This window comes from Desulfovibrio sp. JC022, assembly GCF_010470665.1.
GTDB lineage: Bacteria > Desulfobacterota > Desulfovibrionia > Desulfovibrionales > Desulfovibrionaceae > Maridesulfovibrio.
The window spans coordinates 34436-51010 of the sequence record NZ_VOPZ01000016.1 but is presented as its reverse complement, the minus strand read 5'-3'; the positions used below and the strand labels follow the sequence as shown (position 1 = coordinate 51010).

Here is a 16575-nt window from a genome sequence, read left to right as displayed (position 1 = left end):
GCACGCGGTTATGCGGGGCAAAGTTTTTGGGCTCGTGGCTATTTTGTGTCTACGGTCGGGCGTGATGAGAAAGTAATCCGCGAGTACATCAGGAAACAAGAACAAGATGACAAGCGGTTGGAGCAACTGAAATTCCGCCTTTAGGGGGGTCTTAAAGCCGCTTTGAGCGGCTCACAAATTTCAAGCCCCCGGCTTTGCCGGGGGTATTATGACTAGTGATATGTGTCGGCAGCGTTTATTTAATCTGCAACAAAAAGGGCGTTCTGCTATGCAAAAAGAACCGCAAACCGTATTCATTGAATATCTGAATAAAAAAGGTTTGAACATTACCCCGCAACGCAGGGCAATTGTTGAGACTTTTCTTGAGACTGAAGGTCATTTCACTGCGGAGCAATTAGCCGAATATGTCCGCAAAAGAGTGCCGGAAATCGGCATGAGTACTGTTTATCGGACCCTGAAGCTCCTGATTGATTCCGGGGTGGCCGATTGTCTTGATCTTGGCGAAAATGTTTCTATGTATGAACATGCATACGGGCATAACCACCATGATCACTTGGTTTGTACCCAGTGTGGTAAAAGGGTTGAGTTTGTATGCGATGCCCTTGAACGCAGGCAGGAAGTGCTTGCCGCAAATAATGGATATACTCTGACCCGTCACCGGGTGGTCCTTTACGGCATTTGCTCCGAGTGTCAGGAAAAAGGAATTCCCACAGCCTGATTTTTTAAGAACAGCCGCCACGTGAATTCAAAAATTGAATTTTATTGATAAATTTACCCACAAAAAAATTTCTTTTGTTTTTTTTTGAAAAAAACAAAAGAAAAACCTTTAACTTAACCAAAGCAAGAATGATAGGCAAATTTTATTTGTAAATTTATCCTTGCTATTTTTCGCTTAAAATAGCATAAAAAATTTTCTTTTGGGTAATTGAGAAACGTATTCAAATTCATAATCGCCGATAACTGTATTCAACTTCAAAATCGTCGAGAAATGAATTCAATTTCAAGATCATTGAGGGAGACGGATATGCCGGGACGTAGGGATAGACACGGCCATGGTCATGGTAAGGTTTGCAAGTGCTGCACACTCATGGAAGTAAGCTCTGGTAAAAAGGTAAAGATTCGCTGCCACCATGCGAAAGGCGCGGTTCGCCAGAGACTGCTTGATCTCGGCTTCGTACCTCAGACCGACATTGAAGTGATTCGCAGGGCTCCTCTTGGAGACCCCATTGAGTGCCGTGTTGCCAACTACAAGGTGGCACTTAGAAAATCAGAAGCCTGCCTCATTGAGGTTGAGCAGTACTAATCCAGCATAAACAGGACAGTCAGGACTGATAGGATAATAATAATGAACAGCAGCAACGAAGCCCGCAAAGATAACCTTTTGGTCGGGCTGGCCGGACAGCAGAACGCCGGTAAATCGACGACTTTCAATATGCTCACCGGGGCGAACCAGCATATCGTCAACTATCCCGGTGTTACCGTGGACAAGAAGACAGGTTTTTACCGCTACAAAGATGTGCGGGTGGAGACTGTCGACCTTCCCGGAACCTACAGCCTGACTTCATTTTCCCTGGAAGAGCGTGTTGCCCGCGACTTTCTGCTTACCGAACAGCCTGATGTCGTTGTCAATGTTCTGGATTCCTCATCCTTGAAACGCAGCCTGTATTTTACCTTGCAGGTGCTGGAAATGGACTTTCCTATTGCGGTGGCTCTAAACATGATGGACGTTGCCAAGCGCAACGGGACTCATGTGGATGTGGAACGACTTAGCCACCGTTTGGGGGTTGACGTCATTCCCACTGTTGGCCGTAAGGGCAAGGGAAAAAACGAATTGCGTGATGCCATCATCGCCACCGCCAATAGAAAGGAACACAACGTCCTGCGCGTAACCTACGAAGAACTTGAACCTGAAGTGGCTGCTCTGGAAGAGAGTATGGGCAAAACCACACTCTCCGGGAAATATCCTCTGCGCTGGATGGCGGTCAAGCTTATTGAGGGGGACAGTGAAGCGCGGCGCATTGTGCGCGAAGAACTCGGCGAAAACAGCGCAGCGCAGACCAAGGCGAACGAGATCAGGGACAAGTTCGAGGAAGACCATTACATGGATGTTGCCGATTTCATGCTCGGCTGCCGTGACCGTCTGGCTACTGATATTGTCGAATCCTGCGTGACCGAGGACAAAGAAGGTCGCGACACAATTACCGACATGATCGATAATATCGTCTTGAACCGCTTTGCCGCTCCTTTTTTTCTGGTGGCTACAGTTTTCGTCATTTACCAGTTGGCCATTGTGCAGGGCTATGAGCTTACCAACTACTGGTGGCCTTACCTCGCCAAAGTGAGAAGTTTCATCGCTGATCTCCTGCCCGCTGCCGGATTGCTGGAAGATCCCTATGTCCGCTCCATGGGCTTGTGGATGGTGGACTCCGCTAACGGGTTGCTTAACTATATCCCGATTTTTGTGATCCTGTTTTCGCTGATCGCCATATTGGAAGACAGCGGATACATGGCCCGCATCGCTTTTATTTTGGATAAGCTGTTCCATTCTTTCGGCCTGCACGGGCAGTCGACCCTGCCTTACATTCTCGGCGGTGTTTTTGCAGGGGGCTGCGCGGTTCCCGGTGTCATGGCTACCAAGGGCATCCCGGATGAACGTTCCAGAATGGCGACCATCCTGACCGTTCCCTACATGAACTGCCTTGCCAAGATCCCGTTTTACACCCTGCTGATCAACGTGTTTTTTGTTGAGTATAAATCGTGGGCCATGCTTTTCCTGTCCACTTTTACCATCTTCGCGGCCCTGCTGATTTCAAAGCTTTTGACCTCCACGGTGCTCAAAACCATGGAGACCGCTCCCTTTGTCATGGAGCTGCCCAAGTACCATCCCCCGACCATCTTCGGAGTGGGGCAGAGGGCTGTTGAGCGCACATGGCAGTACATCAAGAAGGTCGGTTCCATTGTTGTTGCCGTTTCCGTCTGCGTGTTCACCCTGCTTCAGTTCCCCGGCCTTCCGGCTGAGAAGATGGCTGAATTCGAGGGGCGCATGGATCAGGCTCTGGTGACCTTCCAGACCAAAATCAAGAAAAGTTCCTATGCTGGAGAGTTTCAGGATGTTCAGTCCGTTGTGAACTTGCTCAACCTTTATCACGACTACAAGAACGACAAGATGTCCACCCGTGGCAAGGAAGCTTCACTGGCTCTTAATGAGAAGTACAAAGCTGAATATCCGGGCATGTACATGTTCCTCAAGCCCGGAGCTGACAAGGACGCCAAGGTTGTGAACCGTGCTTTGCGTAAACTTTCTTCCTCCCGTAAATCATTGCGCCGTGAGATGAAGGAAGTCCGCATCAGCAACAGCTTTTTGGGCATGGTCGGGCGCAGCCTTGAGCCTGTGACCCAGTGGGCCGGGTTCAACTGGAAAATCAACGTGGCGATCATGTCATCCTTTGCGGCCCGTGAATCCAGCGTTGCCACCATCGGTGTGCTTTACCAGCAGGGTGCGGATGAAAATAAAAGCCTTGAAGAGCGCGTGGGCAGCGAGTCCGGCGAAGGCGGATTCACCCCGCTGCATGCACTGGCGGTCATGATTTTCTTCGCCCTTTACCCGCCTTGTCTGGCGACCACCATCATGATCAAAGTCCAGACCGGATCGTATAAATGGATGACCTTCTCCATTCTTTTCCCCACCGCCCTCGGTTTTCTGGTTGCATCGGTGATCTATACCGGCGGTAGTGCTGCGGGGCTGAACGGAATCCAGATGATGGGGGTCTTTTACAGTTTTGTGGTCTTGCTGACCATTGTGCTGGGGCTGTTTGATAACTGGCGCAAGGACCCGGTACCGCTACCGGATTTCAGTCAGCAGGCAACCAAAGAAAGAAGCTGATTACAGGACACCGGGGATGGAGTTTTGTTTCACCGTCCCCGACTGTCCTTGAATTATAGAAGTTTAATTAATCGTTCCACAGGAGAGATAAAATGAAAAAGATTCTCGTAGTTCTTACTTTGGCTGCACTTCTGGCATTTGCCGGGCAGGCTTTTGCGCACACTCCGCTCATGAGTTGCTTTGACAACGGTGACAACACCATTACCTGTGAAGGTGGATTTTCCGACGGTTCTTCCGCTTCGGGCGTAAAAATGTTCGTGAAAGACGGCAATGGCAAGACTATCCTCAAGGGTGCGATGAGCGAAGACAGCGAATACAATTTCGATAAGCCCGCCGGTGCGTACCTTGTTATTTTTGATGGCGGTGAAGGACATCAGATTGAAGTCAATGGCGTCGACATCGTAGAGTAAGGTTTTGATTAAGCATGGGGTGGTCCTGTGCTTAATTTTTTGTAATAATATTGAGATTAGCACTCAAATTCAAAAAATGGAGATGTGATGAAAGCTCGTTTTATTCTTCCCCTGGCTGCACTTTTCGTGCTCGCATTCGGTAGCACTGCCTTTGCTCATTTCATGATGGTGTACACCCCTGAAATCGCGATGGATAAGGGGCAGGAAATGGACATGCGCATTGTCTTCACTCACCCTGCTGAAGCAGGCCATATGATGGACATGGGCGGCATTGAAGAATTCTACGTTGTCAGCCAGCGTGGTGACTCTAAAGCCAAGAAAAAAGATCTCAAAGGTCTTTTGAAAGAAATTACTTGGAAAAACCCTCACTCCAGTGCTCCCGCATACGAAGCCAAGATTCCCAAAAAACTCGTCCGCTCCATGGGTGACTATGTTTTCGTAATGAAGCCCGGCTACTACTTTGAAAAAGAAGAAGACGTTTACATGCAGCAGATCACCAAGCTCATCGCCAACGTCGGCGGTGTTCCCGGTAACTGGGCCGAGCCTGTAGGTCTTCCCTGCGAAATAGTTCCCCTGATCAAGCCTTACGGCGTATGGACCGGCAACGTTTTCAAAGCTCAGGTTCTTTCCGAAGGCAAACCCGTTGCAGGTGCTGAAGTTGAAGTTGAGTACATGAGCCACATGCCCAACCTCAAAAACAACTCCATGCCCGAAAAATCCTCCGTTGATTATCCCCACGATTCTTTCGTGACCCAGACCATCTTCTCCGATGCCAACGGCTACATCACCTTCGGTATTCCCAAGGCCGGCTGGTGGGGCTTCGCAGCTCTGGGCGTAGGTCCTGAAAAAGAATACAAAGGCAAAGAACTCGGTCAGGATGCAGTTATCTGGATCAAAGCCGAAGACATGAAATAATCTCTCGCAAAGCGTACTCTACAGCAACAAGAGTATCCTCCACTACACGGCGGGTCGGAGCCCGGCCCGCCGTCTTTTTATGAGGTTTTCACATGGGCCATACAGATAATGCGGGGTGCGTAAAAGTCATCCGCCCCTCCAGTTCCGGCAGGGAAACAAAACTTGTTTTTGCGACCATGCTGCTCACACTTGTCATTTGCGCTTCCAGCATAGCTATCAGACATATTTCCAAGAAAGAATATTCCCATCCCGACTGGCAGATAAATGCCTTTGATTCCCTTAATGCGCAGGAGCTTGCGGTTTATAACGGGCTGGTCAGCGCGGGGGCTGAAATCGATGCCATTCATGCGGACGATAACAACCGCTGGCCGACTATTGTCGAGTTGGAAGAAGATTTTATTCCGCCCTTTACTAAGGACAGCGGTTGGGAAAAAGATGGCCGTATCTTTTGGCAAAGAAAAATTCTGGACAGCGGCTATTCTCATTTGGCTCTTTACCGGGGCATTTCAAAACAGAATGATAAGATCAGGGGAACTTTCCTGCTGGCTATGATTCATGACCACGTAAAAAAGCAGGGTAATGCCGTGTCCGATGCACAGGCGGAACTCGATTCTTTTAAAATAGATTCCTATGAGACAACTCCGCAGCCCGCAGAGAAAAAATTTCCTGCCATGACCACAGGTATGGAGGAGATGGATTCTGAGCAGCCTCATGTCCACCCGCAAGGGGGGCACAAGGTGAAGCAGGGTCACGCTCCTTATGAGATCTGGTTTCATGCAGCAAACGATAAACCCTTTCCCACCATAATTACGGATCAAGCTTTGATTAACGCGGGCTGGAAGGAAATAGTCTCCCGCAGCGGAGAAGACGAAATGAAACGCACCAAGGGTGAGGAGTTCAATTAATGCTTAGAAAAATAATTTTCATTCTGCTTTTTGTCTGCCTGCTCCCGGCAGCCGCATTTGCAAACGCCAAACCGCGTATTGGGGTGACCCTCCATCCCTATTACAGCTTTACCAAGGCCGTTGTGGGTGACGGTGCCGAAGTTATTCCGCTCATCGGCGAAGGGTTCAACCCCCACAACTACCGTCCCCAACCCGAAGACATTAAAAAATGCATGACCCTTGACGCGCTGGTGGTCAACGGCATCGGCCATGATGAATTTGCCTTTGAGATTGTCGAGGCTGCGGACATGAAGGGCAAGCTGCCCCTGATCATGGCCAACAAGGATGTCTCGCTCATCCCGGTCAGTGGTACTCTTGACGGACGCAAGATAGTCAACCCGCATACCTTTGTTTCAGTCACCGCTTCCGTGCGTCAGGTCTACACCATCGCCAAGGAATTGGGGAAGCTTTACCCCGAAAACGCAGCCTTTTACCGCAAGAATGCCCGCAACTATGCCCGAAAGCTCAGAAAGCTCAAGGCCCGCTACATGAAGCGTATTACAGGGTTGCCGAGCATGGAATTCCGCTGCGCCACCATACACGGCGGCTATGATTACCTGTTTCAGGATTTCGGATTGCAGGTCACTGCGGTCATTGAGCCGGGGCACGGCTTGAAGCCCACCGCCAGCCAGCTTGCCAAGACTATTGACGAGATCAAACGGCTGGGCGTGGACGTGATCTTTACCGAGATGTCCTTCCCGGACAAATATGTGGATACCATCCACAAGGAAACCGGAATTCGCATTCGCCACCTCTCCCACCTGACCAACGGCAAATACACTGAGGAAGGATTCGAGCAGGGCATAGAAGCGAACCTGAAAGCCCTGACCGATGCTCTGGTGGATGCCCAGAAATTGAAGGAAGGGCAGTAATGCAGAGTGAAATCACTTTAGAAAAAGGGCCATCCATCAATTTTGAAAATGTTGGTTTGAGGCTGGGCGGCAATCTTATTCTGGATAAGGTTGCTTTCACGGTGCAGTCCGGCTCCATCCATTGCATTATCGGTCCCAATGGCGGCGGCAAGACTTCACTCCTGCGTTGCCTGCTGGGTCAGATGCCCCACAGCGGAGAGATCACTGTTTGCTGGAACGGCAAAGCAGTAGTGGGCTATGTGCCGCAGTCCCTTGATTTTGACGATACCCTGCCCATGACCGTGGTCGACTTCATGACCATGGTCGGCCAGAAAACACGGCCCGCTTTTTTGGGCATGAAAAAAGATCGCAGCAGGGAAGTCCGGCTGGCCCTTAAAAGAGTCGGCATGGAAGCAAAGATGGAACGGCCCTTCGGGTCACTTTCCGGTGGGGAACGCCAGCGGGTGCTGCTGGCCCAGTCACTGATGCCTGACCCGAAGTTGCTAATTCTCGATGAACCGGCCACCGGGCTGGATAAATCCGGCGCGGCAATCATGCACGGGATCATTGAAGATCTTGCCGCAGCCGGGACCACCGTGCTCATCATCCATCACGATCTCGCGGTTGTGCGCGACATGGCCCACGGGGTGACCTGCATCAATAGGAATGTCCTCTTCTCCGGTGATCCACAGCAGGAACTGACCGCGGAACGCATCTTCACTGTTTTTTCTTCTAACTAATATGCCTTCGGCGACCCTGCCGGGGGCTTTAAACCCTTTTTTGCAAAAGGGTTTAAGAATCCCAAAACCTTTTATTAGGGCTTCGCCGTTTGGGATTCCAAATCGTCTACGGGATATACAATGGAACAATTATACGATCTTCTGCGTCTTCCTCTTATGGAATGGGGAAAAGCCGGACTGCTGCCGGAATTTTTCCAGTATGCTTTTGTGGTCAATGCTTTGATCTGTGCTTTGATGGCCGGGCCGCTTTTGGGCGGTATTGGAACCATGGTTGTGGCTAAGCGGCTGGCTTTTTTCTCGCAGGCAGTGGGGCAGGCCGCTTTGACCGGGGTCGCCATCGGGGTCCTGCTGGGCGAGCCGGTTACCGCGCCCTATGCATCGCTTTTCGGGTTTTGCATAATTTTCGCGCTGGCCATGAACTATACTCGCAATCGGACCCGCATGACTCAGGATACGGTCATCGGGGTTTTTCTTTCCATATCCTTGGCGGTGGGGGCCTGCGTGCTGCTTTATGTGACTGGTAAAGTGAATATGCATGTGCTGGATAATATCCTTTTCGGTTCGATTCTGACGGTTAACGATACTGATATGAATGTGCTGCTGATCATTGCCGCCCTTTGTATCGGAATTGGTTTTCCGCTCTACAACCGTATGCTGCTGGCAAGCTTCAATCCCTCGCTGGCCATGGTCCGGGGAATCAACGCCAAGCTTTACGATTATATCTTTGTACTCATGATCACGGTCATTACCGTGGCTTGTTTGAAACTTGTCGGCGCGGTGCTGGTGGAAGCTTTGCTGATTATTCCGGCTGCGGCGGCGCGTAACGTGAGCCGTTCCATCAAGGGATTCTTTTTTTACAGTGTTGTGTTTGCTACTGTCAGCTGCATTCTGGGGATTATTATTCCCATGCAGTTCGAGATTCCGGTTCCCTCCGGTGGTGCGATTATTCTTGTGGCTTCGTTTATTTTTGCCGGAACTGCGGCCCTGCGCTCTGTTTCCGGTTCATTCAAACAGGCTGGTGCGTAATGAAGAAATCAGTGTTTGTTTTGTTGTTGGCGGTGCTTTTATTCGGGGCAGTTTCTGTTGTTCAGGCAGAAGAAAGGCCTACTGTGCTGACCTCGCTCGATATCACGCAGGTGCTTTGTGAAGTGCTTTGCGAGGATACTAATATTAATATTGAGAACGTGGTGCCCGGAGCTTATTCCATGGGCGGACACAAAGCCTATTTCAAGAAGCACCAAAAGAAATTTTTTGCCAGGGCCGCGAAAGCTGATGCTGTAGTTGCTGTCACTTCAGTCTGGGCTGCTGATCCCCTTTACCTGTGGGCCAGAAGGGGAAATATCCGTATTGTGGACATTGATGCCGGGAAGCCTCTTGACGGATACGGTGCCGGGGTGCCGCTCACGGAAATTAACGGAAATTATGTTCCTTACGTTTGGCGCAGTCCGGCCAACCTGACCCGCATGGCGTCCATTGTGGCTGATGATCTGGGCCGGATGTACCCGGATCAGGCAGAGAAGATTAACGGGAACTTGAAGAAATTACAGGCTGCTTTGTTCAAGCTGCGGTCAGAGTACGAGGATAAACTTCTTGATCTGGAGTCCTATGAATTCGGTGCGTTGACTGCCGGTTATGTTTATCTTGCTGATGAATTCGGTCTCAATGTGCATTTTCATTTCCTGAAGCAGGAAGATTACTGGACCGAAGGTGATGCGCAGAACCTCGGTGCGTTGATCAAACAGGATGAAGTCAAAGTAGTTATCTGCCCTTGGGAGCCGGGGGAAGCTGCAGCCAAGGTTATCGCTGATTCCGGGGCGCGGGCGGTAGTGTTGAATAAATTTGTTTATTCAAAAGAAGCGGTTCCTCTTGAGCAGCTTTTAAAGTGGTATAAGAGTAATCTTTCGGCTCTTATTGGAAAGAGTTGACGCTGAAATTGATTTTATTATATCAAAAAAGATTTAAAAAAAATTATGGAAGATAACCCTGTATATTTAGACAGGGTTTCTTTTTTTTGCTTTGTTTCTTGTAAGTGTCTGAATTTAAATGTGTTCTATTTGGTAATGTATATCAATTTCGATCTCACGTGAAAATGGAACTCACTGTCCACGTTTTACTAAAAGATTTTGCGGCGTATAATGGGCTTATATTAATTGTCCACAACTGATTTAAAATATTTGCCATTTAAGGAGTCTAGCTATGCAAAAAGTTAGAGTAAAACACAGTTTGCCCCACCGCGTGAGAATTAAGCTTCCCGCTGTGCGCAATGCCAAGACTGCCAGCTGTCTTGAAAAATACGCTGAAGATATTGAAGGCATCCACTGGGCCAGAGCAAACAGGCTTTGCGCCGGACTCGTGGTCCGTTTTGACGGTTCTGTATATACTGAAAAGGAAGTAGTTGATATGTTTAAAAATCAGGCTACCCAGAGGGTTATGTGATGGATCTTGATCTCATGCTCGGTCTTCGTGACCATATAACCGTAGGAAGCCATGTTCCAGGAAAACTGAAACTCAAATTCGACCTTGGTGTTATCGGCAATCCTAAGGTAATAAAGTACGTGAAGGTGAACGGTTTCGGACCGCCCAAGGGGCAGGATATGCCCGGAATCAATAAAACATCATTCAATCCGCTGACCCGTTCCATGACTATGCAGTATGATGATGAAATTATTGATCCGCAACTCATGCACAAACTTTTTACTTGTGACAGTGCGGATGAGTTTCAGGAAACAGCAGTGGAGCTGGCTGATGTAGTAAATTTTGATTTGTCCACTTTTTTGAACTAACCCCGGTTTCCGGGTTTTAAGGAGTTTCGTTATGGCTGTAGATTCCAGAGTATTACTCCCTGCCGCAGTAAGCGCGTCAGGTACTGTGGGTGCTGTTGTCGGTGCTACTGTCGCAGCAGCCAAGGATATTAAACGCATTAGCGATGGCGAAATGACCAAAGGCGAAGCCGCAGCCGACATCGGCAAAGAAGCGGTTGGAACCGGGCTTTCCACAGCCGCGGGCGTTGCGGTGACCGGTATTCTAGGTTTTACCGGGTTGTTGGGAGTAGTCAGCATCGTGGGCGTGGCCGCCGGAACCAAACATCTTTGGGACAAGAAATTCGCTTTTAAACCCGAATCCAAAATTGAAGTTGAACCCAACGCTGAAGAAGTTTCAGCTTAAATGTAAGGAGAAAGTTATGAGTCTCGGAAGAGTAGCTATTTTTGCAGCTGGCACTGTTGTTGGCGGTGTTGTAGGATACGCAGCCACCAAATCTGAAACAGTTAAAAAAGCAACCCAGTCCACCATCAAGGCCGGTATCAAGGCTAAAGACTGGACCGTTGACACTTTTCAGAAAGCAACCAACGAAGTAAAAGAAATGATCAATGACGCCAAGGCGGAAGCTGAGGTTGAAGCATAGATCAGGGAGGGATTATGAATTCTCTGTTTACCTTTGCATTGGGAGCTGTTTCGGCTCTTGTTTTGGTCCCCATGATATTCGGCGGTAAAAACCGTCATCGCCATACCCATAGAAAGGGCGGACTTGTCGCGAAAAAAGGCGGCGGCAAGCGCGGTAAATAGTCAGTCCCTCAAATGAAGATCAAAAAGCCCATGTTCCCGGTCACGGAAACATGGGCTTTTTTGATAAGCCTCCGGCGGCTGGGGAAGGGGAGAAAACCTTTTGCTAACGCCCAAAAAGGGTTTCTCCCCTTCCCCAGACCCCATCCCCTCTTCCCAAAAGACGTTTTGGTTATGCTTCGCAAGTAGCTCGCTAAGACTATCTTTGAATAAAAAGCTGGCGAAGCCCTACTAAAAGGGTTTAAGCCGCCGGAGGCGAAATCTTTCAATCAAAAAGCGCGAAGCGCATCCAAACTATATTTTTCGGGATGAACTCCAGGCGGCCGCGCCGAGTATGGCGAAGGTGTTCAGGTTATGCAGGGCTGCTGCTGCGGTGGGCTTAAGCAGCCCGGCAGTGGCTGCGCCCATGAGTCCCACATTGACTCCCACCCCGGCCCGGAAACAGTTCTTCAGGATGGTATTAACCCGCAGTGAAATGTTCCGTGCATCAAGCAGTCCGTGCAGGGAATTCTTGGTCAGGACAATTTGTGCGGATTCACGGGCCAGTCCGGTACTTTGGGACATGCAGATTCCCACGTTCGCTACAGTGAAGGCCGGGGCATCATTTACTCCGTCACCCACTACCGCGACTTTGTATCCTTCATCCTGAAGTCTTTTTACCTCGGCTGTCTTTTTGTCCGGGGTCAGTTCAGCCCTGATTTCATCCACGTGCGGGAACTGCGCGGCGAAAAAATCGGCGGTTCCTTTATGGTCCCCGGTAAGCATGATTACTTTTTTGATGCCGTTTTCCTTTAATGATTCAACAATCTCTGCGGCTTCATCACGAATGGTGTCCATGAGCGCGGCAATACCGATCAGCTTTCCGCCAGCGGAAACATAGACAAGGGTTTTGCCTTCAGCGCGTAGTTCTGCTGCTTTTTCGGAAACAGCGGAGCAGTCCACCCCGCAATCATCAGCAATAAAATGGCGGTTGCCGACCCGGATCAGTTTCCCACCCACCATGCCGCTGACACCGTGGGCAATGGTCAGATCGATTTCCGTTGCCGGGCGGGGAGTCAGATTCCGTTCCTCGGCATTGCGGATGATAGCCAAACCGACAGGGTGCCCGTAACGGTCTTCGACCGCCGAGGCCAGCCTGATGAATTCATCTTCATCATAATCGGCGCAGAGTTCGATGTCTGTGATAGCCAGTTCGCCTTTGGTCAGGGTTCCGGTTTTGTCAAAGACGATGGCATCAACCTCGGCCAGATATTCAAGGGCCGATCCGCTCTTAAAGAGTATGCCCTCTTTGGCGGCGGTGTGCATGGAAGTCTTGATGACCACCGGGGCGGGGAATTTTACCGCGCAGGCGAAATCAATGGTCAGCACGGACAGAGCCCGTTCCATGTCGCCGGTGACAGCGTAAAGGGCCGCGCCAAGGCCGAGGGTAATGGGAGTGAGGGCATCGGCAAGGCGGTCACTTTGTTTCTCGGCTTTGGATTGTTCCTGCAATGCACGGGTCATGAACTCGGCAATGCGGGCCATGCTGGTGTCGGCACCGGTCTGTGTGGCGGAAATCGCCAGCTTGCCTTCCACAACCACGCTTCCCGAAATGATTTCATCACCCGCAGTGACCATGACCGGAGTTGATTCCCCGGTGATGGAACTTTTATCGAGCAGGGCTTCACCTTTTGTGACCACTCCATCCACAGCGACCAGATCTCCGTTGCCGCAAAGGACTGTATCTCCGATTTTGACTTCATCGAAGCTGATGCCCTGTTCTTTGCCGTCCCGTTTGACCCAGACCTTGTCCACCGGATCGGCGGTCAGGCTTTTGAGCAGGGAGTTGGATTTATCGTCGGTCATGGTGCGCAGATAATCACCGACTACCACCATGGCCGCGATTGAAGCGGCGGTGGTGAAATCGGTTCTGAGCAGACTGGCTCCGATGGTGGTCATATCAAGTACACGGGCCGTAAGCCCTTCGTTGATCAAGGAATCAAGTCCGCTGAGCACCACCGGGCCGCCCATGGCAATGGCTACAGGGGCCTGTACAGCCGGAGGCACGAAGGGCAGGACTGCGGCAAGATGTGCGCTGAAGGCGGCGTCAATCAATCTGCGCCTGCGCTTGGCAAGTGCCTTTTTCCCGAAAGCATCACTGGGAATGCGCTCAAAGCCGGCGAGAATCTGTTCGCGGCTGTCCGTTGTGCCATCATATTTAATGACCAGACTGCGGGCCGGGGGATTGATTCTTGCCGCATCCACACCGGGCAGGTTGCTGAGCCACGCCTCCAGATAATCCGGGTCAAGTTCCGGGCTGAGAAGTTTGGACCATTTGAAGCGGATTCTTTTGGCAGTCTCATGGACTATGCGCGGTCCGTGAGCTTTTGCTGTGCTCATTTATGCTTCTTCCCCGGTCTCGTCTTCATCGTCATAGGTGACGATGACCATGTCCGACTGGTCGTGGCGCAGGAACAAACGCAACCCTTCATGGGTGTTGATGACGCAGCGACTGCGTCCGGTCATCTGGTAGCTGGGGGCTTTTTCCACGGATTCCAGACGCAGGGTCAGTCCGGGGGTGATTTCAAGGGAACCGATGGCCCGCTGTGCGCGTTTGCCGCCGATGATTTTGTCGACCACAAAATCAACCCCGGCCTGGGCATTGGCGAACTGGCATTCAATATCGCCCATGTGTCCGAGAATTTTGGCGGCCATGCCTTCGGCAAGGCGGATGCGCCCGCGTCCTTCGATCACGGCGACAAATTCCATGGGCGGCAGGATGCGGATCATTTCAATGTTATCGTCATCCTTCAGGCCTAGGGCTTCCATGCCTTCACGCAGGGGACCTCCGGCGGTGACGCATTCCACATGTCCTGTTTCGCCGGGTTTCATTTCCAGCAGGGGAACCATGCGTCCGTCATCAAGGTGGGCAATAACTTTACCACCCATGCCTCCGCCAAGGACAACTTCACCCTTGGGACCTTTGACCCGGATGGTCTGCAGGGCTACCTCTTCATCAAGGCGGGTGATTTCCCCGCCGATGAAAAGCCCCATGCGGCCCATGCGGGCTTCCAGATCTTCATCGTTTATACGTGATATTTTGAGCGGAACCCCGGTGGGGGCATTGAATAAGCTTGTATACATTAGTTCTTCTCCTGAGTTGCGGCAGAGGGAATCAGGTCTGCGGAAGCCGGTTTCTTGCGGCCTGCTGTGGCTGCGTAGCCCAGAATGCCCAGTGTGCTGGCGTTGTGCAGGAAGGCGGAGACAACCGGGGAAAGTTTTCCGGTGGTGGCTCCGACGAGAACTGCGGAGTTGATGCCCACTGCGGCCTGAAAACATCTTTTTAACACATGCTGGGTGTTTTCGGCTACATCGCGGGCCACGGCCAGAATGCGCAGGTCGTCTTCAAGTAGGACCACCTGTGCGGATTCGCGGGCAAGGTCCGCACCGCCGGGCATGCAGATACCCACATCGGCGGAAACCAGTGCCGGGGCATCGTTGACCCCGTCTCCGGCAAAGGCGAGGAAATCGCCGGATTCCTGAAGCTGCTTGACCAGATCGGCCTTGTCTTCGGGTTTGAGTTCCCAGTGCACTTCATCAATACAGTCCAGTTCGGCGGCAATTGCTTTGGCTGTATCCTGATGGTCCCCGGTGAGCATGACAATTTTTTTGATGCCACGCTCTTTGAGCATTGCCATGGCCTCAGAGGCTTCTTCGCGCAGTTCGTCGCGCAGGGCTATCAGCCCAAGCAGTTTTCCTGAGCGGGCAACATAGAGCAAAGAATTTCCGGTGGAGCGGAGCTTCTTGCCTTCATCCTCCACGTCGGAGCAGTCCACGCCTTCGTCGTCTTCAAGGAAATGGCGGCTGCCCACCAGAACCTGTTTCCCATCAACATAGGCAGAAACGCCGTGGGCGACGATAAAGTCGACCTGACTGATGGGCGGCAGTTCCAGTTCGCGGGCTTTGGCTTCAGCCACAACTGCGCGGGCTACCGGGTGGGAGTAGTGTTCTTCCGCTCCGGCGGCCAGTGCGAGCAGTTCTTCTGCTGACATGCCCGGCTGGGGCATAATGTCGGCAACCTGCAAGTCGCCTCTGGTCAGGGTTCCGGTTTTGTCAAAGACAATAGTATCGATGCGGGCCAGGTTGTCCAGTGCCTGCGCACCTTTGAGCAGCACTCCGCTGTGTCCTGCCGCATGCATGCCTGTTTTTACAGCCACAGGTGAGGCTAGCTTGATGGCGCAGGAATAGTCAACGGTAAGCACAGATGCCGCACGGGTGATGTCGCGGGTCAGGGCGAAGAGCCCCAGACCGAGCCCGAAGGTGATGGGCACCAGTTTATCGGCCAGTTCGTCGCTTTTTTTCTGGGAGGTGGACTGGGTGCGCAGGGAGTTTTCAAGAAATCTTCCGATGCGGGCCATGCTGGTTTCGCCGCCGACGTTGCTGGCCGAGATTTTGATGCGTCCGTCTTCAACAACCGCTCCAGAAAGGACTTCGTCTCCTTCGGTAACGGCAACAGGCAGGGATTCCCCGGTAATAGAACTCTGGTTCAGGGCGGCGTCACCGTCGACAACCACGCCGTCCACAGGGATCAGTTCCCCGGAACCGCAGATGACCAGATCGCCGACGACCAGTTCAGTGAATTCAATCTGGACTTCCTGCGCATCGCGCTCAACCCAGACCATCTCCACTTGCGGACGGAGTAGGCTTTTGAGCAGGTCGTCTGATTTTTTCTCGGCCAGTCCTTCCATGTAGGAACCAAGGCCGAGCATGGCCACAATGGCGTTGGCCGTAAAATAGTCCTGTCTAAGCAGGGAAAAGGCTACTGCCGAAGCATCGAGCACTTCAACTTTTACGCCGTCATAAAGCAGGGTATGTAGACCTTCGAGCATAGTCGGCATGCCCATGAGCCAACTGGCCGGAGCTGCTGCTTCGGGGGGCATGAAGGGAGTGAGTGCTGCTGTAGCCCCTTGCGCTGCCACTGTGGGTAGGGAAACTTTTTCGGAATGCGTTCCTCCGGGCATGTATGCTTCCATGGGAATGTTTTCGAGCAGATTGAGGATGCGTTCCCGGTTTTTCCGGTTGCCGTCATATTCAATCACAATGCTCGAACCCCACTTATTGGTCCTGACACTGGATACGCCGGGAAGGTTTTCAGCCATTGCTTCAAGATAATTGAGGTCCAGCGAGGGATCGAAAAGCCTGCGGCTGCGCAGCCGGATTCTTTTCTTGACCTCATGAGCAATGGTGAAGGCTTTTTTCTTTTGTTCCGCTTTCACGGTCATTTTTTTTCTC

Annotated in this window: 19 protein-coding genes; 16 read left to right on the top strand and 3 right to left on the bottom strand. The window is 51.4% G+C overall.

The features are described 5' to 3' along the window. The 16 genes from FMS18_RS19525 to FMS18_RS19450 all read left to right on the top strand — a co-directional run. On the top strand, window positions 1–144 hold a 144-nt coding region (locus FMS18_RS19525), incomplete at its 5' end, for a transposase (RefSeq protein WP_203544713.1). Window positions 145–208: 64 nt separating this feature from the next. Then, window positions 209–718: a Fur family transcriptional regulator gene (locus FMS18_RS19520; RefSeq protein ID WP_239061117.1), complete on the top strand. Its 510-nt coding sequence runs from the start codon at window positions 209–211 to the stop codon at window positions 716–718. A 306-nt stretch (window positions 719–1024) separates the two neighbouring features. Then, window positions 1025–1303, top strand: coding sequence for a FeoA family protein (locus FMS18_RS19515; protein WP_239061116.1), 279 nt, complete (start codon window positions 1025–1027; stop codon window positions 1301–1303). A gap of 42 nt (window positions 1304–1345) precedes the next feature. Then, on the top strand, window positions 1346–3883 hold the full coding sequence (gene feoB, locus FMS18_RS19510) for a ferrous iron transport protein B (protein ID WP_163296342.1): 2538 nt from the start codon (window positions 1346–1348) through the stop codon (window positions 3881–3883). A 92-nt stretch (window positions 3884–3975) separates the two neighbouring features. Further along, complete coding sequence (locus tag FMS18_RS19505) at window positions 3976–4293, top strand: hypothetical protein (RefSeq protein ID WP_163296341.1); 318 nt, start codon at window positions 3976–3978, stop codon at window positions 4291–4293. 87 nt (window positions 4294–4380) lie between these two features. Further along, entirely contained in the window at window positions 4381–5208 is an 828-nt protein-coding gene (locus FMS18_RS19500; RefSeq protein ID WP_163296340.1) for a DUF4198 domain-containing protein, read from the top strand. A 92-nt stretch (window positions 5209–5300) separates the two neighbouring features. Then, complete coding sequence (locus FMS18_RS19495; protein ID WP_163296339.1) at window positions 5301–6113, top strand: hypothetical protein; 813 nt, start codon at window positions 5301–5303, stop codon at window positions 6111–6113. Beyond that, on the top strand, window positions 6113–7024 hold the full coding sequence (locus FMS18_RS19490; protein WP_163296338.1) for a metal ABC transporter solute-binding protein, Zn/Mn family: 912 nt from the start codon (window positions 6113–6115) through the stop codon (window positions 7022–7024). The genes FMS18_RS19495 and FMS18_RS19490 overlap by 1 nt, the downstream gene beginning before the upstream one ends. Then, window positions 7024–7743, top strand: a complete 720-nt coding sequence (locus FMS18_RS19485) for a metal ABC transporter ATP-binding protein (RefSeq protein WP_163296337.1) — start codon at window positions 7024–7026, stop codon at window positions 7741–7743. The genes FMS18_RS19490 and FMS18_RS19485 overlap by 1 nt, the downstream gene beginning before the upstream one ends. 120 nt (window positions 7744–7863) lie before the next feature. Beyond that, on the top strand, window positions 7864–8769 hold the full coding sequence (locus FMS18_RS19480; RefSeq protein ID WP_163296336.1) for a metal ABC transporter permease: 906 nt from the start codon (window positions 7864–7866) through the stop codon (window positions 8767–8769). Beyond that, the gene (locus FMS18_RS19475) at window positions 8769–9668 is read left to right on the top strand and encodes a metal ABC transporter solute-binding protein, Zn/Mn family (RefSeq protein WP_163296335.1); all 900 of its coding nucleotides are present in this window, start codon (window positions 8769–8771) and stop codon (window positions 9666–9668) included. The genes FMS18_RS19480 and FMS18_RS19475 overlap by 1 nt, the downstream gene beginning before the upstream one ends. A 271-nt stretch (window positions 9669–9939) precedes the next feature. Beyond that, window positions 9940–10179, top strand: coding sequence for an HMA2 domain-containing protein (locus FMS18_RS19470; protein ID WP_163296334.1), 240 nt, complete (start codon window positions 9940–9942; stop codon window positions 10177–10179). Then, window positions 10176–10526: a hypothetical protein gene (locus FMS18_RS19465; protein WP_163296333.1), complete on the top strand. Its 351-nt coding sequence runs from the start codon at window positions 10176–10178 to the stop codon at window positions 10524–10526. The genes FMS18_RS19470 and FMS18_RS19465 overlap by 4 nt, the downstream gene beginning before the upstream one ends. Before the next feature lie 31 nt (window positions 10527–10557). Next, the gene (locus FMS18_RS19460) at window positions 10558–10908 is read left to right on the top strand and encodes a magnetosome protein MamC (RefSeq protein WP_163296332.1); all 351 of its coding nucleotides are present in this window, start codon (window positions 10558–10560) and stop codon (window positions 10906–10908) included. A gap of 16 nt (window positions 10909–10924) precedes the next feature. Then, window positions 10925–11146, top strand: a complete 222-nt coding sequence (locus tag FMS18_RS19455; RefSeq protein ID WP_163296331.1) for a hypothetical protein — start codon at window positions 10925–10927, stop codon at window positions 11144–11146. Between the two features lie 14 nt (window positions 11147–11160). Then, window positions 11161–11307, top strand: a complete 147-nt coding sequence (locus FMS18_RS19450; RefSeq protein WP_163296330.1) for a hypothetical protein — start codon at window positions 11161–11163, stop codon at window positions 11305–11307. Window positions 11308–11598: 291 nt separating this feature from the next. Here FMS18_RS19450 and FMS18_RS19445 read toward each other — a convergent pair whose 3' ends face one another. The 3 genes from FMS18_RS19445 to FMS18_RS19435 are packed head-to-tail and all read right to left on the bottom strand — an operon-like array spanning window position 11599 to window position 16565. Then, the gene (locus FMS18_RS19445; protein ID WP_163296329.1) at window positions 11599–13683 is read right to left on the bottom strand and encodes a heavy metal translocating P-type ATPase; all 2085 of its coding nucleotides are present in this window, start codon (window positions 13681–13683) and stop codon (window positions 11599–11601) included. Continuing rightward, complete coding sequence (locus tag FMS18_RS19440) at window positions 13684–14427, bottom strand: FeoA family protein (protein ID WP_163296328.1); 744 nt, start codon at window positions 14425–14427, stop codon at window positions 13684–13686. After that, the gene (locus tag FMS18_RS19435; RefSeq protein WP_163296327.1) at window positions 14427–16565 is read right to left on the bottom strand and encodes a heavy metal translocating P-type ATPase; all 2139 of its coding nucleotides are present in this window, start codon (window positions 16563–16565) and stop codon (window positions 14427–14429) included. Before FMS18_RS19435 ends, FMS18_RS19440 begins: the two co-directional genes overlap by 1 nt. Between the last annotated feature and the right edge of the window lie 10 nt (window positions 16566–16575).

What these genes read in the sequence shown, in the direction of transcription:
- FMS18_RS19520 (WP_239061117.1), top strand. Translation starts at nt 209, where the DNA reads ATGACTAGTGATATGTGTCGGCAGCGTTTATTTAATCTGCAACAAAAA.
- FMS18_RS19515 (WP_239061116.1), top strand. Translation starts at nt 1,025, where the DNA reads ATGCCGGGACGTAGGGATAGACACGGCCATGGTCATGGTAAGGTTTGC.
- feoB (WP_163296342.1), top strand. Translation starts at nt 1,346, where the DNA reads ATGAACAGCAGCAACGAAGCCCGCAAAGATAACCTTTTGGTCGGGCTG.
- FMS18_RS19505 (WP_163296341.1), top strand. Translation starts at nt 3,976, where the DNA reads ATGAAAAAGATTCTCGTAGTTCTTACTTTGGCTGCACTTCTGGCATTT.
- FMS18_RS19500 (WP_163296340.1), top strand. Translation starts at nt 4,381, where the DNA reads ATGAAAGCTCGTTTTATTCTTCCCCTGGCTGCACTTTTCGTGCTCGCA.
- FMS18_RS19495 (WP_163296339.1), top strand. Translation starts at nt 5,301, where the DNA reads ATGGGCCATACAGATAATGCGGGGTGCGTAAAAGTCATCCGCCCCTCC.
- FMS18_RS19490 (WP_163296338.1), top strand. Translation starts at nt 6,113, where the DNA reads ATGCTTAGAAAAATAATTTTCATTCTGCTTTTTGTCTGCCTGCTCCCG.
- FMS18_RS19485 (WP_163296337.1), top strand. Translation starts at nt 7,024, where the DNA reads ATGCAGAGTGAAATCACTTTAGAAAAAGGGCCATCCATCAATTTTGAA.
- FMS18_RS19480 (WP_163296336.1), top strand. Translation starts at nt 7,864, where the DNA reads ATGGAACAATTATACGATCTTCTGCGTCTTCCTCTTATGGAATGGGGA.
- FMS18_RS19475 (WP_163296335.1), top strand. Translation starts at nt 8,769, where the DNA reads ATGAAGAAATCAGTGTTTGTTTTGTTGTTGGCGGTGCTTTTATTCGGG.
- FMS18_RS19470 (WP_163296334.1), top strand. Translation starts at nt 9,940, where the DNA reads ATGCAAAAAGTTAGAGTAAAACACAGTTTGCCCCACCGCGTGAGAATT.
- FMS18_RS19460 (WP_163296332.1), top strand. Translation starts at nt 10,558, where the DNA reads ATGGCTGTAGATTCCAGAGTATTACTCCCTGCCGCAGTAAGCGCGTCA.
- FMS18_RS19455 (WP_163296331.1), top strand. Translation starts at nt 10,925, where the DNA reads ATGAGTCTCGGAAGAGTAGCTATTTTTGCAGCTGGCACTGTTGTTGGC.
- FMS18_RS19450 (WP_163296330.1), top strand. Translation starts at nt 11,161, where the DNA reads ATGAATTCTCTGTTTACCTTTGCATTGGGAGCTGTTTCGGCTCTTGTT.
- FMS18_RS19445 (WP_163296329.1), bottom strand. Translation starts at nt 13,683, where the DNA reads ATGAGCACAGCAAAAGCTCACGGACCGCGCATAGTCCATGAGACTGCC.
- FMS18_RS19440 (WP_163296328.1), bottom strand. Translation starts at nt 14,427, where the DNA reads ATGTATACAAGCTTATTCAATGCCCCCACCGGGGTTCCGCTCAAAATA.
- FMS18_RS19435 (WP_163296327.1), bottom strand. Translation starts at nt 16,565, where the DNA reads ATGACCGTGAAAGCGGAACAAAAGAAAAAAGCCTTCACCATTGCTCAT.